Annotated in this window: 13 protein-coding genes; 7 read left to right on the top strand and 6 right to left on the bottom strand. The window is 72.4% G+C overall.

Annotation, left to right across the window (positions count from 1 at the left end; genetic code table 11):
- Positions 1 to 81: 81 nt before the first annotated feature.
- On the bottom strand, positions 82 to 2,478 hold the full coding sequence (lon, locus tag AC3IYJ_RS26375) for an endopeptidase La (protein WP_489397212.1): 2,397 nt from the start codon (positions 2,476 to 2,478) through the stop codon (positions 82 to 84).
- A gap of 205 nt (positions 2,479 to 2,683) precedes the next feature.
- Here lon and AC3IYJ_RS26370 point away from each other — a divergent pair, with 205 nt between their 5' ends.
- Entirely contained in the window at positions 2,684 to 3,094 is a 411-nt protein-coding gene (locus AC3IYJ_RS26370) for a DUF4259 domain-containing protein (RefSeq protein ID WP_489397211.1), read from the top strand.
- A 58-nt stretch (positions 3,095 to 3,152) separates the two neighbouring features.
- Here the strand turns inward: AC3IYJ_RS26370 and AC3IYJ_RS26365 are convergent, their stop codons facing one another.
- The 4 genes from AC3IYJ_RS26365 to AC3IYJ_RS26350 all read right to left on the bottom strand — a co-directional run bounded on the left by AC3IYJ_RS26365 (position 3,153) and on the right by AC3IYJ_RS26350 (position 7,069).
- Complete coding sequence (locus AC3IYJ_RS26365) at positions 3,153 to 3,908, bottom strand: DUF4097 family beta strand repeat-containing protein (RefSeq protein ID WP_489397210.1); 756 nt, start codon at positions 3,906 to 3,908, stop codon at positions 3,153 to 3,155.
- Between the two features lie 95 nt (positions 3,909 to 4,003).
- Positions 4,004 to 4,861 carry a sulfurtransferase gene (locus AC3IYJ_RS26360; protein WP_489397209.1) on the bottom strand — a complete coding sequence of 286 codons (858 nt, stop codon included), beginning with the start codon at positions 4,859 to 4,861 and terminating at the stop codon, positions 4,004 to 4,006.
- Between the two features lie 133 nt (positions 4,862 to 4,994).
- Positions 4,995 to 5,531 carry an RICIN domain-containing protein gene (locus tag AC3IYJ_RS26355; protein WP_489397208.1) on the bottom strand — a complete coding sequence of 179 codons (537 nt, stop codon included), beginning with the start codon at positions 5,529 to 5,531 and terminating at the stop codon, positions 4,995 to 4,997.
- A 164-nt stretch (positions 5,532 to 5,695) separates the two neighbouring features.
- A complete protein-coding gene (locus AC3IYJ_RS26350; RefSeq protein WP_489397207.1) occupies positions 5,696 to 7,069 on the bottom strand; it encodes a glycosyltransferase family 39 protein in 1,374 nt (457 codons plus the stop codon).
- 195 nt (positions 7,070 to 7,264) lie between these two features.
- On the opposite strand from AC3IYJ_RS26350, the gene AC3IYJ_RS26345 reads away from it, so the two are divergent.
- Positions 7,265 to 7,894, top strand: a complete 630-nt coding sequence (locus AC3IYJ_RS26345) for a hypothetical protein (protein ID WP_489397206.1) — start codon at positions 7,265 to 7,267, stop codon at positions 7,892 to 7,894.
- A 98-nt stretch (positions 7,895 to 7,992) separates the two neighbouring features.
- Here the strand turns inward: AC3IYJ_RS26345 and AC3IYJ_RS26340 are convergent, their stop codons facing one another.
- On the bottom strand, positions 7,993 to 8,679 hold the full coding sequence (locus AC3IYJ_RS26340) for a TetR/AcrR family transcriptional regulator (RefSeq protein ID WP_489397205.1): 687 nt from the start codon (positions 8,677 to 8,679) through the stop codon (positions 7,993 to 7,995).
- A gap of 151 nt (positions 8,680 to 8,830) precedes the next feature.
- Between AC3IYJ_RS26340 and AC3IYJ_RS26335 the strand changes: the two genes are divergently transcribed.
- From AC3IYJ_RS26335 to AC3IYJ_RS26315, 5 genes are all read left to right on the top strand, one after another.
- Positions 8,831 to 10,165 (top strand): MFS transporter, encoded by a 1,335-nt coding sequence (locus AC3IYJ_RS26335; protein WP_489397204.1) that lies wholly within the window; start codon positions 8,831 to 8,833, stop codon positions 10,163 to 10,165.
- 119 nt (positions 10,166 to 10,284) lie between these two features.
- Entirely contained in the window at positions 10,285 to 12,072 is a 1,788-nt protein-coding gene (locus AC3IYJ_RS26330; RefSeq protein WP_489397203.1) for a glycoside hydrolase family 3 protein, read from the top strand.
- A gap of 406 nt (positions 12,073 to 12,478) precedes the next feature.
- A complete protein-coding gene (locus AC3IYJ_RS26325; RefSeq protein WP_330298546.1) occupies positions 12,479 to 13,222 on the top strand; it encodes a response regulator transcription factor in 744 nt (247 codons plus the stop codon).
- 62 nt (positions 13,223 to 13,284) lie between these two features.
- Positions 13,285 to 14,337, top strand: a complete 1,053-nt coding sequence (locus tag AC3IYJ_RS26320) for a HAMP domain-containing sensor histidine kinase (protein WP_489402936.1) — start codon at positions 13,285 to 13,287, stop codon at positions 14,335 to 14,337.
- 258 nt (positions 14,338 to 14,595) lie between these two features.
- Complete coding sequence (locus AC3IYJ_RS26315) at positions 14,596 to 18,498, top strand: multifunctional oxoglutarate decarboxylase/oxoglutarate dehydrogenase thiamine pyrophosphate-binding subunit/dihydrolipoyllysine-residue succinyltransferase subunit (RefSeq protein WP_489397202.1); 3,903 nt, start codon at positions 14,596 to 14,598, stop codon at positions 18,496 to 18,498.
- Positions 18,499 to 18,644: the final 146 nt, after the last annotated feature.

The raw sequence follows: 18,644 nt of genomic DNA, 5'->3' as shown, positions 1-18,644 counted from the left end.
GGCGCCCGACCGGGCGCCGGGCCGGGCGCCGGGCCGGGCGCCGGGCCGGGCGCCGGGCCGGGCGCCGGGCCGGGCGCCGGATCAGGCGACCGCGGTCACCGTGACCGCGTCGGGGACCAGCGCCAGCGCCAGGACCTGGCGGACATCCGTCACCGGGTGGACCTCCAGCCCCTCCAGCACCTCGGCCGGGACGTCGTCCAGGTCGGCCTCGTTGCGCTTGGGGATGATGACGGTGGTCAGCCCCGCCCGGTGCGCGGCCAGCAGCTTCTGCTTGACCCCGCCGATGGGCAGCACCCGCCCGGTCAGCGAGACCTCGCCCGTCATCGCCACGTCCGTGCGGACCTGCCGCCCGGACAACAGCGAGGCCAGCGCCGTGGTCATCGTGACGCCCGCGCTCGGGCCGTCCTTGGGGACCGCGCCCGCCGGGAAGTGGATGTGCACGCCCCGGTCCTTCAGGTCGGCGACCGGGAGCTCCAGCTCCGCGCCGTGCGAGCGCAGGAAGCTGAGCGCGATCTGCGCCGACTCCTTCATCACGTCGCCGAGCTGCCCGGTCAGGGTGAGCCCGGCCGCCCCCGTCTCGGGATCGGCCAGCGAGGCCTCCACGAACAGCACGTCCCCGCCCGCCCCGGTCACGGCGAGGCCGGTGGCCACGCCGGGCACGGCGGTGCGCCGCTCGGCCGGGTCCTGCGCGGACTCCGGTACGTGGTGCGGCCGCCCGATGAGCGCCCGCAGCTCGCCGGCCCCGATCCGCAGCGGCAGCTCGCGCTCCCCGAGCTCGTGCTGGGAGGCCACCTTGCGCAGCAGGCGGGCGAGGGAGCGCTCCAGGGTGCGTACGCCCGCCTCGCGGGTGTACTCCCCGGCCAGCTTGCGCAGCGCCTCGTCCTCCAGCACCACTTCCTCCGCGCCGAGGCCGGCGCGCTCCAGCTGGCGGGGCAGCAGGTGGTCGCGGGCGATGACGACCTTCTCGTCCTCGGTGTAGCCGTCGAGGCGCACCAGCTCCATGCGGTCGGCGAGCGCCTCCGGAATGGCCTCCAGGACGTTGGCGGTGGCCAGGAACACCACATCGCTCAGGTCGAGTTCGACCTCCAGGTAGTGGTCCCGGAAGGTGTGGTTCTGGGCGGGGTCGAGCACCTCCAGCAGCGCCGCCGCCGGGTCCCCGCGGAAGTCGGAGCCGACCTTGTCGATCTCGTCGAGCAGTACGACCGGGTTCATGGACCCGGCCTCCTTGATGGCCCGGACGATCCGGCCGGGCAGCGCGCCCACGTACGTACGCCGGTGGCCGCGGATCTCGGCCTCGTCCCGCACTCCGCCCAGCGCGACGCGGACGAACTTGCGTCCCATGGCGTGGGCCACGGACTCCCCGAGGGAGGTCTTGCCGACCCCGGGCGGGCCCACGAGCGCCAGCACGGCCCCGCCGCGGCGGCCGCCCACGACTCCCATCCCCCGCTCGGAACGGCGCTTGCGCACCGCCAGGTACTCGGTGATCCGGTCCTTCACGTCGCCCAGCCCGGCGTGCTCGGCGTCCAGGACGGCCCTGGCGCCGCGGATGTCGTACTCGTCCTCGGTCCGCTCGTTCCAGGGCAGTTCGAGCACGGTGTCCAGCCAGGTGCGGATCCAGGAGCCCTCGGGGGACTGGTCGCTGGAACGCTCCAGCTTCTCGACCTCCTTGAGCGCGGCCTCCCGTACCTTCTCGGGCAGGTCGGCGGCCTCGACGCGGGCCCGGTAGTCGTCGGACTCCTCGCCCTCCTTCTCGCCGCCGAGCTCGCGCAGTTCCTTGCGGACGGCCTCCAGCTGGCGCTTGAGCAGGAACTCGCGCTGCTGCTTGTCGACCCCGTCCTGGACGTCCTTGGCGATGGACTCGGCGACGTCCTGTTCGGCGAGGTGGTCGCTGAGCGCCTTGACCGCGAGCTTGAGCCGCGCGATCGGGTCGGCGGTCTCCAGGAGCTCCACCTTCTGGGCCACGCTCAGGAAGGGCGAGTACCCGGAGTTGTCGGCGAGCGCCGACACCCCTTCGATCTGCTGCACCCGGTCCACGACCTGCCAGGCGCCGCGCTTCTTGAGCCAGCTGGTGGCGAGCGCCTTGTACTCCTTGACCAGCTCGGTGACGGCCCCGGGCAGCGGATCGGGGACGCTCTCGTCCACGGTCTCGCCCTCGACCCAGAGCGCCGCCCCGGGCCCGGTGGTCCCGGCCCCGATACGGACCCGCCCGCGCCCCCTGATCAGCGCCCCCGGGTCCCCGTCCGAGAGCCGTCCCACCTGCTCGACGGTGCCGAGCACCCCGGTCCCGGTGTACTTCCCGTCGACCCGCGGCACCAGCAGCACCCGCGGCTTCCCGGTCCCGGCGGCGGCCTGGGCCGCCTCCACGGCCGCTCGGGCCTCGGAGTCGGTCAGGTCCAGCGGTACGACCATTCCAGGCAGCACGACCTCGTCGTCGAGCGGCAGCACGGGCAGGGTGAGCGTTACGGACGTCGAAGCCATGATCTTCCCTCCGGCAGTGAAGTTGAGCTATGCCGACTCAATGCACCTGCGCGGCCCAATGTTCCCCAACCCCCGTTCGCCCGGGGCGAACAGCGGTCGCCCGCCCTCCGGAGCACCGTCGGCCGAACGTCCCGTCCGCGCGATCGTGTCGCTGTCAGTGGCCCCTGCGACGATCCGGGGACATCACCACGAGCGGGAGAACAGCATGGGCACCTGGGACGTCGGACCCTTCGACAACGACACCGCCGCGGACTTCTGCGGACGCCTCGACGACGCGCCGGAGCACGAGCGCGAGGCCCTCATCCGGGGCGCCCTCACGGAAACGATCGACACCGTCGGCTACCTCGACCAGGACATCGCGGCGCGAGCGGTCGCCGCGGCCGCGCTGGTGGCCGCGCAGTGCCCCGACGGCACGCCCGTCACCACGGCCTACGGCCCGGACCTGCCCCTGCCCCCGCTCTCCGGCGACCTGCGCGCGTCCGCCGTGGTCGCCCTCGAGCGTGCGGTCACCGAGCCCTCCGAGCTCATGGAGCTCTGGGAGGAGACCCGATCGCCCGGGCCCTGGCGGGCCGGCATAGGCGAAATCCGGGCCGTCCTCGCACCGCGGCAGGCGTAGGGCTCGGCCCTTCGTCGGACCGGGGGCCCGCCGGCCCGGGAGCCGGAGGGCTCCGGCCTCAGGTCGCCGAGATCTGGATGTCGCCCGAGGTGGTCTTCACCGACAGGTGGGCCGGGGCCACCGGGTCGGTGGGGAGGGTGACCTTGCGATCGCCGGAGTCGGTGGAGACCTCGACGCGGTACGGGGCCGAAGGGACCATCAGGTTCGTGTCGCCCGAGGTGGATTCCACCGCGACCGAGGCCGGAGCCTTCGCGAAGGCCAGCTCGACGGCGCCGGATTCGGAGCGGGCCTGCACGGCCTGACCGGCCAGGTTCCGGGCGGAGACGTCCCCGGACGAGGTGCGGATCTTCAGCGGCCCGGCGATCCCGTCGGCCTCGACCTCGCCGGAGGAGGTCACCAGGTCGGCCGCGGCCACCCCGGTCACCGCGATGTCCCCGCTGTCGCTGTGGAGTTCGACCTTGGCGGAGGCCGGCACCTCCAGGCGGTAGTCGACGGAGCATTCGCGGGAGCAGTCCCCGTTGGTGAGGGTCAGCACGCCCCCCGAAACCCGGTGGGCGGGCTCGGGCTTCGCGTCGCCGCGGTAGCGGACGGTGCGGTGGACGACGACACCCGGCCCGGATCCGACGGTGACCTCGATGTCGCCGCTGCGCGCGTCCGGCACTTCGACCGTGGTGACGGCCTCCGAGACGGTGGTGTCGGAGCTCGCCTTCTTCTGCGGGGCCAGGGAGAAGGAGAAGGAGCAGCCGGTGAGGAACAGGCCCGCGGCGAGGGCGACGGCGGTCGAGGTGACGGCGGTACGAGCAGTCAGGGTCATGACGCCGATCGTCCCCGCGGACCGGGTGCGGCAGCCATGGGGACCACGCCCCGATCCCGGTGGGGTTATCCCCCGGGACCGGCGCAACCACCCCCCTAGGCCCCCGTCACCACCGGCCGGTCCGGTGACGGCATGCCCCATTCGCTCCAGGAGCCGTCGTACACCGCGAGCCGCCCGTACCCGGCGAGGTCCGCGCCGAGGGCGAGCACGCATGCCGTGACCCCGGAGCCGCAGCTGAAGTAGAGCCGCTCCCGGTCCCCCGCCACCGCCCCGAAGGCATCGCGGAGCTCCGCGGCGGGGCGCATCAGGCCGTCGGCGTCCTGGAGTTCCCCGAACGGCAGGCTGACCGCTCCCGGCATGTGGCCGCCGCGCAGCCCCGGGCGGGGTTCGGGGGCGGTGCCCGCGAAGCGCTCGCGGGTCCGGGCGTCGAGCACGGCGGCGGCCGGATCGGCCAGGGCCGCCGAGACGGTGGCGGCGTCCACCAGGAGCCCGGCGCGGGGGCGGGCGGTGAAGGAGCCGCGGGGGCCCTCGTACGCCGCCGCGCGCTCCTCCACCGGCCGCCCGGCGGCGAGCCACGCGGGCAGGCCGCCGTCGAGGACCGCGACCCGGTCGAAGCCCATGGCGCGCAGCATCCACCAGGCGCGGGCGCTGGAGTAGATCCCGGCGCCGTCGTACGCGACGACCGTGCTGTCGTCGTCGACCCCGAGGGCGCGCATCGCCCCGGCGAAGGCCTCGGCGCCCGGCATGGTGTGCGGGGCCGCGGCGGTGTGGTCGGACAGGTCGCCGTCGAGGTCGAAGGGGCGCGCGCCGGGGATGCGGCGGCCGTCGGCCCGGTGACCGCTCACGGAGGCGTCGAAGACGACCAGCCCGGGGGCGCCGAGGCGCTCCGCGAGCCAGTCCCCGCCGACCAACGGACCGGGCGGCACGAGGGACTGGGAAGGGACTGCGGTCATACGGCACCTCCGGCAGAAGCCAACGGGCCGCACCCCACCGGCCCCCTCCGCCCCATCCTCCTACGAGGCTTCGCCGGTTGCCGGGACGGGCCCGTCAGCGGGCGGCGGACCCGGACACCCCCTGAACGGCGGCCTAAACGAAGTTCCACCTCTGGTTACTGTCATCGCCGCCGTGGCAGGTCCATTGGTGGATCTTCGCGCCGTCGTCCTTGGACCAGCCCTCGACGTCCAGGCACTTGCCGCTGAGGCGGTTGACGAGCTTGAACGTGTTGTCCGCGTCCCCCAGATACTCGACCCTCCACTCCTGGCTTTCGGTGCCGTAGCAGCCCCACTGGTGGATCTTGGCGCCGTCCGCGTACGAGGGCCCTTCGACGTCCATGCACTTCTTGCTGTTGAAATTGATCAGCTTGAAGTAGCCGTCGTGGGCGCCGAACCGATCGAACGTCCACTTCTGGTTTTCGTCCCTGTCGAGCACACAGCTCCACTGATGAACCGCCGCTCCGTCGTCCAGGGACCGGGCCTCGACGTCGGCGCACTTGTGGGAGTTCTGGCTCCTCATCTTGGTCGGTGTCGTGGGTGGATACGGGGCCAGAGCGCCGGCCGCCGGTGTTGCCATGACACCGGCCAGCCCGAGAGCGAGCATCGCAGCGGCGGCCACGGTTGTACGCATACGTTCTCCCACAGTGGTCCTGAGGGACCGGTCCCTGCCGGTCCCGGGGGTGAACGTAACAGCGGTGTCCGCTCCGCCGGGATCCGCCACCTGAGTGACCTGTTGCGCGCCTGACCTGCAGAAACGGTTACCTCACACCATCGCGGGCAAGGACCGGAACCCGCTTACGGGCAGTCGCCCGGCCTGGCGAAGAGGGCCACTCGGGCGCCGCGGACCTCCGTCACCGAGCACAGGTCGAAGGAGGAGACCAGGGTCTGGCGTTTCACGGCCTCCGACGGGTCCCCGTCCAGCGGTTGGCCCGCCGGGTCCAGGAGGGCCACCACCCGTTCGGTGGAAGGGTCGAGCAGGGCCTCGCGGATTTCCTGCGCGCTGCGCTCCACCCCCTGGAGGCTCCGCGAGGCCGCCGGGGTGCGGGACAGTGCGAGGTCGCGCAGGGAACCGTAGACCTCCGGCGAGGACAGCAGCCATTCGCGCCGCCGGGAGGGCAGGAAGAGCACCGCGTCGCCCGGCCGGGCGCGCTCGCGCACCGCCGCCGCCACGGCGAGCACGTCGTCCTTGCGGCTCTCCGGGGTACGCAGCCACGCGGACCAGAACCCCACGGGGACCAGGAGCGCCCCGGTCAGCAGCCAGGGCCACCAGTCCCGGGCCCGTACGGGCCGCCGCGCACGCGCCGGCCGGGCCCCCGCGAGGAGGGCGAGACCGGCGAGCGAGTAGAGCACGTAGCGGTCCACGTACCAGGGGTGCACCAGCGAGACCGTGAGCAGCACCCCGGGCGGCAGCAGCGCGAGCGGCAGGGCCACGCGTACGAGGTCCCGCGCGGCCGCGTCGGGCGGCGGCGCACCACGGCCGTCCGCCGGTGCCTTCGGGGCGGGCGTGACCCGACGCGGCACCAGGAGCAGCGCCGCCGCCGCGAGGACCCCGTACGCCGCCCAGTCCTGCCAGCCGGGCCGGCCGAGCCAGCCGAGCTGCTGCTGCGCCTGCCGCGCGCTGACCAGGGCGAGCGGCAGCAGCGCGGCCACGACGGCGGCGGCGCTCCACCGCCAGCCGCGCGAACGCCACGCGGTGAAGGCGTGCGCGGGCAGGGCCAGTACGGCGAACTCGTGCAGCCAGCAGCCCAGCACCAGGACCACGGTGTAGCCGGCCCACCGCTCGCGCAGCATCAGGTACGTCGCCCAGATCACGGCCGCGGCGACGAGGGCGTACGAGCGCCCCTCCTGGGCGTACATCTGCACGGGCGGCAGCACGGCGTACCCGAGCCCGGCGAAGAGCGCGGCCCGCTGCGCGGCGGGACCGTCCCCGGTCAGCCGGTGGGCCACCGCGGCCACGCCGGCCGCGGCCAGGGCGGTGGCGGCGACGGAGGGGAGGCGCAGGGCCCACAGGGCGGCGGGGCCCTGGTCGGCGCCGCCCGCGACGGCGAGGACCGCGTGCATCAACAGGTAATAGAGGCCGTGCACGGCGTCCACCTGGCCGAGGAGGTCCCACAGCCCGCCCAGCGGGCGGTGTGCGACCTGCCAGGTGACGGACTCGTCGCGCCACATCGAGCCGCCGCGCGCGAGGCCCCAGAGGCCGAGCGCGAGGGCGGTGAGCGGCGGCAGCCAACGCCAGAGGGCGAAGCGTCGGATGTCGGGCCTCCGGGTGCTATCCGTGCGGGTGGTGCCGACTCCATACTCGGGGTTCGAGCCGAATACCTGCGGGGGTGGGGCGTGCGAGCACGTGGATGGCGAGTCGGTCTGGTGGCCGCGACCGTGGCGCTGGCCCTTTCACCGGCCCTGGCCGGGTGTTCCTCCGGCGGGTCGAAGAACGGGGCCGGCCCGAAAACGACGTCGAGCCAGGGCTCGACCACGGCCCCCGGCAGCTCCGGCGCCGCGACGGCCACCCCCGGCTCCGGCGGCAGCACGGACCCGGGCGCGGATCCGAGCGCGACGGGTTCGAGCGCAGGGTCCGGCGGGACCGGCACCGGCCCGCAGCCCCCGACCGGCGGCTCGGCGCCCGCTCCGACGCCCAGCGCCTCGGGGCCCTCCTCCACCGCGACCCTGGTCACGGTCACCCGGAGCGGGGGCATCAAGGGGCAGACGAGCAGTCTGGTCATCAAGGGCGACGGATCGTTCCTGCGGCTGGACGCCCAGGCCAAGGCGGTCTCCGGGGACAAGCTCTCGGCGGCGGCCCTGGCGAAGCTGCGCACCGCCCTCGAGGACGCGGACTTCGCCCACCTGCCCCGGATCTCGATGCCCGACCGGCCCGTGGCGGACTCGTTCACGTACGCCTTCGCGTACGGCGGATACGAGGTCGCCGCCGCGCAGACCAAGCTCCCGGCCGCCCTGGCGAAGGTCCTGGGCGCGCTGCCGCCCTTCGACCCGCGATGAGGCACGGGCGAGGGCCGGGTGAGGAACGGGGTACGGACCGGGTGAGCACCCGGGTGCGGACCGGCTGAGGACCGAAGTGCGGACCGGCTGGGGCCGGCCTACAGCCCCGTCCCCGCCACCGTGATCTCCCGCAGCCGCCGGTCCAGGTAGCCGCGCAGCAGCGCCGGCATGTCCACGCCCTCCGGGTCCAGGACCCACTGGATCTGGAACCCGTCCATGACTGCGAGGGTCTCGCGGCCGACGGCCTCGCAGTCCGTCCCGGGCCGCAGCTCACCGCGCGCGACGCCCGCCTCCAGCAGGTCGACGCTGTAGCCGAGGACCCGTGCGTAGCGGCGGCGGAAGTAGTCGTGCGCGGGGTGGCCCTGGTTCCCGGACTCCCCGACCAGCGTGTTGAACATCCGTACGAGGCCGGGCCGGCGGGCGTTGTCCTCCGCGAGGGCGACCACGGCCGCGAAGTGGGCGGCGACCGAGGGGACGTCCTCGACCGGTTCGACGAAGAGCCGGTCCATGTCGTGCAGCTCGCTCTGGCCCAGGACCGACAGCAGCAGGTCCTCCTTGCTGCGGAAGTGGTGCAGCAGGCCGCCCTGGGTGATCCCGCAGTCGTTGGCGATCCGGGCGAGCGAGGAGGCGTGGAACCCCCACTGCGCGAAGTGCTCGACCGCGGTGTCGAGGATCTTCTGGCGGCGGGCGTCGCCCACCGCGTAGCTGCCCCGGCCCTTGGCGGCCGTCGAATTGGGGACCATCCGGTCCTTGTCCTGTGCCGTTCGGCCCTTGTCCTGTGCCATGCCGAACACCCTAGACGCAGTGCGTTTCCGGCCACCGGGAGAGAGTGATCCAGGTCACCAAACCAAAACCTAGTAGGTGCATGGTTTTCGCGCTTACGGTGAAAAAGCCGGGTCGGCGACGAGGCCGATCGCGGGAACGTTGGAGTACCCCATGACGCTCACGCAGGACGCCAGAGGCGCACACGACGCCGAAGACCGACCGGATCAGGCCACCCCGACGGACGCACCCGCCGGCGCATCCAACGGCGCAGCCACCGGCGCACCGGCCGACGCACCCGCCAAGCTGATCTTCGGCCTGGTCGCCGCGCAGCTCGGCGTCTGCATCGCCGTCTTCACCCCGATCGTCGTGACCCTGGCCCTGCGCGTGGCCCAGATCGTCCCCGACGCCGAACGCGGCGCCGCCCTCGGCAAGATCCTCTCCGTCGGCGCGCTCCTCGCCCTCATCGGCAACCCGCTCTTCGGCGCCCTCTCCGACCGCACCACCAGCCGCTTCGGCCGCCGCCGCCCCTGGCTCGTCGGCGGCATGGCGGTCGCCGCGGTCGGCCTGACGGTGGTCGGCCTCGGCTCCGGCGTCAGCACGCTCCTCATCGGCTGGGCCATCGCGCAGGTCGGCTGCAACGCCGCCCTGTGCATGGTCACCGCCTGCATCCCGGACCTGATCCCGGACCACCAGCGCGGCCGGGTCTCCGGCATGGTCGGCATGATGCTGTCCGTCTCGATGGTCGCGGGCAGCTTCCTCGCGCAGGCCTTCACCGACAACATGGCGCTGGCCTTCATCGTCCCGGCCCTCGTCGGCGTCCTCGGGGTCTGCGTCCTGGCCGCCGTGATGCCCGACCGGCCGGCCTGCGCCGCGTCCGTGGCCCCGTACAGCTTCCGGGAGTTCCTGCACAGCTTCTGGGTGAACCCGCGCAAGAACCCCGACTACGCCTGGAACTTCGCGAGCCGCTTCCTGGTCTTCATCGGCATCGCCTGCGTGACCAGCTACCAGGTGTACTTCCTGATGGACCGCCTCGGGGTCGCCGAGGGCGACGTCGCCTCGAAGATGTTCACCACCACCCTGGTCACCGTCGGCGGCGTGGTCGTCGGCTCCCTCGCGGGCGGCCGGCTCTCCGACTCCACCGGCCGCCGCAAGCCCTTCGTGCTCGCCTCCGCCTTCGTCATCGGCGTCGGCCTGCTGCTGATCGCCACCGCCGGCACCTTCGGGATGTTCCTCTTCGCCGTGGCCGTCTTCGGCTTCGGCGAGGGCCTCTACCTCGCGGTCGACGTGGCGCTCGCCGCCGCCGTGCTGCCCGACCCGCAGAGCGCCGCCAAGGACATGGGCGTGCTGAACATCGCCAACGCCCTCCCGCAGTCGCTCGTGCCGATGCTCGCGCCGTTCGTCCTCGCCATCGGCGGCGGGGGCAACTACGGGGCCCTCTTCCTCTTCGGCGGCATCGCGGCGGCCGTGGGCGCGGGCCTCGTCCAGCTGATCCGCTCGGTCAAGTGACCGCCGCCCGGGTCACCCCCTCGGCCGGCCCGTCGGCCGCCCCCTCCGCCGACCCTTCTGCCACCCCCTCCGCCGGCCCCGCACCCGGCGTCGCGACCACCCCTCTCAGGAGCCAGCCCATGACCACCGCATCCCACGGCCTGCCCGCCTACAAGGACTCCGCCCTCCCCGTCGACCGGCGCGTCGAGGACCTGCTCTCCCGGATGACCCTGGAGGAGAAGGCCGGCCAGCTCTTCCACTCGATGCTGATGATGAACCCGGACGGCACCCCGGTCACCGAGACCGACGGCTCGATCCTCCCCTTCACCACCCCCGAGCTGATCGAGGGCCGCTTCCTGACCCACTTCAACCTGCTCGGCTCCTACGGCGCCCGCGAGATGGCGATGTGGCAGAACGCCGTCCAGGAGATGGCCGCCGCCACCCGCCTCGGCATACCGGTAACCCTGTCCACCGACCCCCGGCACTCCTTCACCGACAACGTCGGCGCCTCCTTCAACGCCGGCGCCTTCTCCGCCTGGCCCGAGGCCATCGGCCTCGCCGCGATCGGCGACCCGGAGCTGGTCTTCGAGTTCGCCGACATCATGCGCCGCGAGTACCTCTCCGTCGGCTTCCGCGTCGCCCTGCACCCGCAGATCGACCTGGCGACCGAACCGCGCTGGGCGCGCCAGTCGGGCACCTTCGGTTCGGACGCGAAGCTGACGGGCGAGCTGGTCCAGGCGTACGTACGGGGCCTACAGGGCGAGGAGCTGGGCGCCGGCTCCGTCTCCGCGATGGTCAAGCACTTCCCGGGCGGCGGACCGCAGAAGGACGGCGAGGACCCGCACTTCGCGCACGGCAAGGAGCAGATCTACCCGGGCGGGCTGCGCGAGCACCACCTGGAGCCGTTCAAGGCGGCCATCGCGGCCGGCTGCTCGCAGATGATGCCGTACTACGGCCAGCCCATCGGCACCGACTGGGAAGAGGTCGGCTTCGGCTTCAACAAGGGCGTCGTCACCGGCCTGCTCCGCGAGGAGCTCGGCTTCCAGGGCATCGTGTGCACCGACTGGGGCCTGCTCACGGACTCCGTGATCTTCGGCGAGTCGCACCCGGCCCGCGCCTGGGGCCTGGAACACCTGACCACCGCCGAGCGGACGGCGCGTTCGCTGGAGGCGGGGTCGGACCAGTTCGGCGGCGAGCAGTGCCCCGAGGTCGTCGTGGAGCTGGTCCGCTCCGGCCGGATCCCGGAGTCCCGCATCGACGAGTCCGTACGCCGCCTCCTGCGCGAGAAGTTCGTCCTCGGCCTGTTCGAGAACCCGTACGTGGACCCCGACGTGGCGGCGCAGACGGTCGGCCGGGCCGACTTCGCGGCGGCCGGCGCGGCGGCCCAGCGGCGTTCGCTGACCGTCCTGACGAACACCGGCGCGATCCTCCCCGTCACCTCCGCCAACGCCTCCGGCAGGCCGAAGCTGTACGTCAAGGGCGTGGACGAGGCCGTCGCCGCCGAGTACGGGGACCTCGTGTCCGACCCGGCCGGGGCGGACCTGGCCGTGCTGCGGCTGCGCACCCCGCACGAGCCCCGCACGAACATCTTCGAGTCCTTCTTCCACTCGGGTTCGCTGGCCTTCCCCGAGCCGGAGCTCACCGAGATCCTGACCCTCCTGGACGCCGTCCCCACCCTGGTCTGCATCAACCTGGAGCGGGCCGCGGTGATCCCCGAGATCGCGGAGCGGGCGGCCGCGCTGATCGCCGACTACGGGGCTTCGGACGCCGCGCTCCTGGACGTGGCCTTCGGCCGGGCCGCGGCCGGGGGGAGCCTGCCGTTCGAGCTCCCGCGCTCGATGGAAGCCGTGGCGGCCTCCCGCCCGGACGTCCCGAACGACACGGTCGACCCGGTGTTCCCGCACGGGCACGGGCTGACCCTTTCCTGACCCCGGCGGGGCCCGGAGGGCGGGTGCGGGTGGTGCGCCCTGCGGGGCCCGGTCCCCTACGCCCTTCCACCGTTCCCCGGGCTCCGCCCGGACCCGCAGCCCCGGGGCTCCGCCCGAGGCCCCGGGGCTCAAGCGCCGGCGGGGCTGGATTTGGCTGGCGCCGCCCGTACGTTGCCTGCAGGGCAATTCCAGGCCCGCCGGCGACTGAGGCGAAGGGTCCCGGGGGGCCCCCCCCGGCAACGGCGGCGCTCGCGGCAACGGCGGCGCTCGCGGGCACTGCGGGCGGCCGAATCCAGCCCCGCCAGTCCCCCGGGCGGAAGCCCCGGGCGGCGAACCCGTCATAGCCGGAGGCCAGCCGCTCCTCTACGCTGCACCCCTATCCACGCGGGATCTTCAGGGGCGGGACATGGAACAGACGCACACCACCACCCACAACGGAGCCGCGGCCACCCCCGGCGCGCAGCGCCGGGTGCTCGTCGTCGAGGACGACCACACCATCGCCGAGGCCATCGCGGCCCGGCTGCGCGCCGAGGGCTTCCAGGTGCAGACGGCCGCCGACGGCCCGGCCGCGGTCGCCGCGGCCGAGAGCTGGCTGCCGGAGCTGCTCGTGCTCGACGTGATGCTGCCGGGCTTCGACGGCCTGGAGGTCTGCCGCCGGGTCCAGGCGCAGCGGCCGGTCCCGGTGCTGATGCTCACCGCCCGGGACGACGAGACCGACATGCTCGTCGGGCTCGGGGTCGGCGCCGACGACTACATGACGAAGCCCTTCTCGATGCGCGAGCTGGCCGCACGGGTCCACGTACTCCTGCGGCGGGTGGAGCGGGCCACGCTGGCCGCGCACGCCCCGCGCGGGGCCACGCTGCGCCTGGGCGATCTGGAGATCGACCACGCGCAGCGCCGGGTACGGGTGCACACGGAGGACGTGCACCTGACGCCGACCGAGTTCGACCTGCTGGTGTGCCTGGCGGGGACCCCCCGGGCGGTGCTCTCGCGGGAGCAGCTCCTGGCCGAGGTGTGGGACTGGGCCGACGCTTCGGGGACCCGTACCGTCGACAGCCACATCAAGGCCCTGCGCCGGAAGATCGGCGCCGAGCGGATCCGTACGGTCCACGGCGTCGGGTACGCCCTGGAGACCCCGGCGCAGCCGTGAGCCGCCCCAGCTGGGAGCGCGGCGTCAGCCGCTCCGGTGGAGCCCGTGCCGGCACCGGGGGGCTGCGGCCCTTCTCGCCGTTCTCGATCAAGACCAAGCTGGGCACGCTCGTCGTGGTGTCGGTCTTCATCACGACGGGTCTGCTGATGGTGGCGATGCGCACCGCCACCGAGGTCCGCTTCATCACGGTGTTCTCGGTGATCGCCTCGATGCTGATCACCCAGTTCGTGGCGCACAGCCTGACGGCTCCGCTGGACGACATGACCACCGTGGCGCGGGCGATATCCCACGGTGACTACACGCGCCGGGTGCGCGGGGCGGGCCGCCGCGACGAGCTGGGCGACCTGGCCTCCACCATCAATCTGATGGCGGACGACCTGGAGGCGGTGGACCGGCACCGCAAGGAGCTCGTCGCCAACGTCTCGCACGAGCTGCGCACTCCGATCGCGGCCCTGCGCGCGGTACTGGAGAACGTGGTCGACGGGGTCTCCGCCGCCGATCCGGAGACCATGCGGACCGCGCTGAAGCAGACCGAGCGGCTCGGCCGGCTGGTGGAGACGCTGCTGGACCTGTCCCGGGTGGACAACGGGGTGGTGCCGCTGCGGGCCCGCCGCTTCGAGGTGTGGCCGTACCTCTCGGGGGTGCTGAAGGAATCGGGGCTGGCGGCGTCGGGCCGGCCGGGGCTCTCCTCCGGCTCGGGCGGGCACACCCGCAACGACGTCCACCTCCACCTCGACGTGTTCCCGGCCGACCTGGTGGCGCACGCGGACGCCGAGCGGCTGCACCAGGTGGTGGCGAACCTGATCGACAACGCGGTCAAGCACAGCCCGCCGCACGGCCGGGTCACGGTCCGGGCGCGGGCGGGCGACGCGCCCGGGAGTCTGGCCCTGGAGGTCCGGGACGAAGGTCCCGGAATTCCGGAGGAGGAGCGCCACCGGGTCTTCGAGCGCTTCAACCGGGGCAGCGCGCGGGGCGGTGACGGCGGCACTGGGCTGGGCCTGGCCATTGCCCGCTGGGCGGTGGGGCTGCACGGCGGGCACATAGGGGTGGCCGAATCGTCACGGGGCTGCCGCATCCTTGTCACGCTTCCGGGCAGCTCACAGGCGCCGGGTTGACGTAGGGTTCTTGTGGGAAGGACATGATCTCGGCCACACATACCGGGGTCCGTCAGGGGTGCGAGGCCTAGGGGGTCGCAACCGCGGTGCCTCCTGCCCGAACCACGCTTGTTTCCCGCCATTTCAAGCGGTGAAACCCGCCGTTCGATGTGACCTACGCGACGGAAGTCCCGTCCGGTCTGCATCTCACGGCCCGGGAGGCGTAGCCTTTATTCCCGCTGTCCATACCTTGTGAAGCGGAAGAGGGCGGTTGCCGCCGTGTCGCCACAGTCCCCCAGTAACTCGAGCACCACGACCGAAGCATCGGAGGGCGGGAAGAACCCTGCTCCAGGCTTCGGCGCGAATGAGTGGCTCGTCGACGAGATCTATCAGCAGTACCTCCAGGACCCGAATTCAGTCGACCGGGCCTGGTGGGACTTCTTCGCCGACTACAAGCCCGGGGGCGCCATCGCCCCCGTGAAGGCCGAAGAGCCGAAGAAGTCCACGCCGACGACGGATGGCGCCTCCGCACAGGCCGCCACCTCCGTCGTGCAGACCCCGCAGGCCTCCGACGCCGCCGCCACGGGGGCGGCGAGTGCCACGGCCGCCCCTCCCGCAGCCGCGCCCACGACGCCTGTGTCAGCACCTGCCCCTGTACCTGCCACCCCCTCTGGTGCCCCTGCTGTGACTGTCACCTCCCAGGCCCCGGCCGCCGCCGCACCGGCTGCCCCCGCCTCTCAGGCTCCGGCTCCTGCCGCCGCCCCCGCCGTAGCCCCCCAGAAGGCCGCGCCCACCACTGGGGCCCCTGCCGGCCCCGCACTGGTGACGCTCCGCGGCCCGGCGGCCGCCGTGGTCAAGAACATGAACGCCTCCCTCGAAGTGCCGACGGCCACCTCCGTCCGCGCCGTCCCGGTGAAGCTTCTGTTCGACAACCGCATCGTCATCAACAACCACCTCAAGCGCGCCCGCGGTGGGAAGATCTCCTTCACCCACCTCATCGGCTACGCGATGGTGCAGGCCATCAAGGCCATGCCGTCGATGAACTACTCCTTCGCTGAGAAGGACGGCAAGCCGACCCTGGTCAAGCCGGAGCACATCAACTTCGGCCTCGCGATCGACCTGGTGAAGCCGAACGGCGACCGCCAGCTCGTCGTCGCCGGCATCAAGAAGGCCGAAACCCTCAACTTCTTCGAGTTCTGGCAGGCGTACGAGGACATCGTCCGCCGCGCCCGCGTCGGCAAGCTGACGATGGACGACTTCACCGGCGTCACCGTCTCGCTGACCAACCCCGGCGGCCTGGGCACCGTCCACTCCGTGCCCCGCCTGATGCCCGGACAGTCGGTCATCATGGGCGTCGGCTCGATGGACTACCCGGCCGAGTTCCAGGGCACCTCCCAGGACACCCTGAACAAGCTGGCCATCTCCAAGGTCATGACCCTGACGTCGACCTACGACCACCGGGTCATCCAGGGCGCGGCCTCCGGCGAGTTCCTGCGCATCGTCGCGAACATGCTGCTCGGCGAGAGCGGCTTCTACGACGACGTCTTCGAGGCGCTGCGCATCCCGTACGAGCCGGTCCGCTGGCTCCGGGACATCGACGCCTCGCACGACGACGACGTCACGAAGGCCGCCCGCGTCTTCGAGCTGATCCACTCCTACCGGGTCCGCGGCCACGTCATGGCCGACACCGACCCGCTGGAGTACAAGCAGCGCAAGCACCCCGACCTGGACATCACCGAGCACGGCCTCACCCTGTGGGACCTGGAGCGCGAGTTCGCGGTCGGCGGCTTCTCCGGCAAGTCGATGATGAAGCTGCGCGACATCCTCGGCGTGCTGCGCGACTCGTACTGCCGCACCACCGGCGTCGAGTTCATGCACATCCAGGACCCCAAGCAGCGCCGCTGGATCCAGGACCGCATCGAGCGCCCGCACTCCAAGCCGGAGCGCGAGGAGCAGCTGCGGATCCTGCGCCGCCTGAACGCGGCGGAGGCCTTCGAGACCTTCCTGCAGACGAAGTACGTCGGCCAGAAGCGCTTCTCCCTGGAGGGCGGCGAGTCCGTCATCCCGCTGCTCGACGCCGTCATCGACTCGGCCGCCGAGGCCCGCCTCGAAGAGGTCGCGATCGGCATGGCCCACCGCGGCCGTCTGAACGTGCTCGCGAACATCGTCGGCAAGTCGTACGCGCAGATCTTCCGCGAGTTCGAGGGCAACCTCGACCCGAAGTCCATGCACGGCTCCGGCGACGTCAAGTACCACCTGGGCGCCAACGGCACCTTCACGGGCCTGGACGGGGAGCAGATCAAGGTCTCGCTCGTCGCCAACCCCTCGCACCTGGAGGCGGTGGACCCGGTCCTGGAGGGCGTGGTCCGCGCCAAGCAGGACATCATCAACAAGGGCGGCACGGACTTCACGGTCCTGCCCGTCGCCCTGCACGGCGACGCGGCCTTCGCGGGCCAGGGCGTCGTCGCCGAGACGCTGAACATGTCGCAGCTGCGCGGCTACCGCACCGGTGGCACCGTGCACGTGGTCATCAACAACCAGGTCGGCTTCACCGCCGCCCCGGAGTCCTCGCGTTCATCGATGTACGCGACCGACGTGGCCCGCATGATCGAGGCGCCGATCTTCCACGTGAACGGCGACGACCCGGAGGCCGTGGTCCGCATCGCGCGCCTGGCCTTCGAGTTCCGCCAGGCGTTCAACAAGGACGTGGTCATCGACCTCATCTGCTACCGCCGCCGCGGGCACAACGAGTCGGACAACCCGGCGTTCACGCAGCCGCTGATGTACGACCTGATCGACAAGAAGCGCTCGGTGCGCAAGCTCTACACCGAGTCCCTCATCGGTCGCGGCGACATCACCCTGGAAGAGGCGGAGCAGGCGCTCCAGGACTTCCAGGGCCAGCTGGAGAAGGTCTTCGCGGAGGTCCGCGAGGCCGCCACGCAGCCCGCGATCGCCGCGCCGGCCGCCCCGGCCCCGGCCGCGGACTTCCCGGTGACCGTGAACACCGCGATCTCGCAGGACGTCGTCAAGCGGATCGCCGAGTCCCAGGTCAACATCCCCGAGGGCGTCACCGTCCACCCGCGTCTGCTGCCGCAGCTGCAGCGCCGCGCGGCGATGATCGACGAGGGCACCATCGACTGGGGCATGGGCGAGACCCTCGCCTTCGGCTCGCTGCTGATGGAGGGCACCCCGGTCCGGCTGTCCGGCCAGGACTCGCGGCGCGGCACCTTCGGCCAGCGCCACGCGGTCCTCATCGACCGGGAGACCGGCGGGGACTACACCCCGCTGCTCTACCTGTCGGACGACCAGGCCCGCTACAACGTCTACGACTCGCTGCTCTCCGAGTACGCGGCCATGGGCTTCGAGTACGGCTACTCGCTGGCCCGCCCGGACGCGCTGGTCCTCTGGGAGGCCCAGTTCGGCGACTTCGTCAACGGCGCGCAGACCGTCGTCGACGAGTTCATCTCCTCGGCCGAGCAGAAGTGGGGCCAGACGTCCGGCGTCACGCTCCTGCTCCCGCACGGCTACGAGGGCCAGGGCCCGGACCACTCCTCGGCCCGCCCGGAGCGCTTCCTGCAGATGTGCGCGCAGGACAACATGACGGTCGCGATGCCGACGCTCCCGTCGAACTACTTCCACCTCCTGCGGTGGCAGGTCCACAACCCGCACCACAAGCCGCTCATCGTCTTCACCCCGAAGTCGATGCTGCGTCTGAAGGCGGCGGCGTCGAAGGCCGAGGAGTTCACGACCGGCGGGTTCCGTCCGGTCATCGGCGACTCCACCGTCGACCCGAACGCGGTCCGCAAGGTCGTGTTCTGCGCGGGCAAGGTCTACTACGACCTCGAAGCCGAGCGTGAGAAGCGCGGCATCACGGACACCGCGATCATCCGCATCGAGCGCCTCTACCCCCTCCCGGGTGCGGAGCTCCAGCAGGAGATCGCCAAGTTCCCGAACGCGGCGAAGTACATCTGGGCCCAGGAAGAGCCGGCGAACCAGGGTGCGTGGCCCTTCATCGCCCTCAACCTGATCGACCACCTCGACCTGGCGGTCGGCGCGGACATCCCGGCCGGCGAGCGCCTGCGGCGCATCTCCCGCCCGCACGGCTCGTCCCCGGCGGTGGGCTCCGCGAAGCGCCACCAGGCGGAGCAGCAGCTCCTGCTGAGCGAGGTCTTCGAGGCCTAAGCCTCGAAGCTCCCGGAAGGCCCGGCCCCCCTCGGGGAGCCGGGCCTTCCGGCTGTCCGCTCCGCGGCAGATTTCAGCCTCGCCGGCGTTTGAGGCGCGGGGTCTGGGGCGGAGCCCCAGGGACCGGTGGAAGGGCGGGTAGGGGA

Source organism: Streptomyces sp. GL_140 (genome assembly GCF_057834465.1).
The sequence above is the reverse complement of the archived record's forward strand: the minus strand, read 5'-3'. Positions and strand labels throughout refer to the sequence as shown.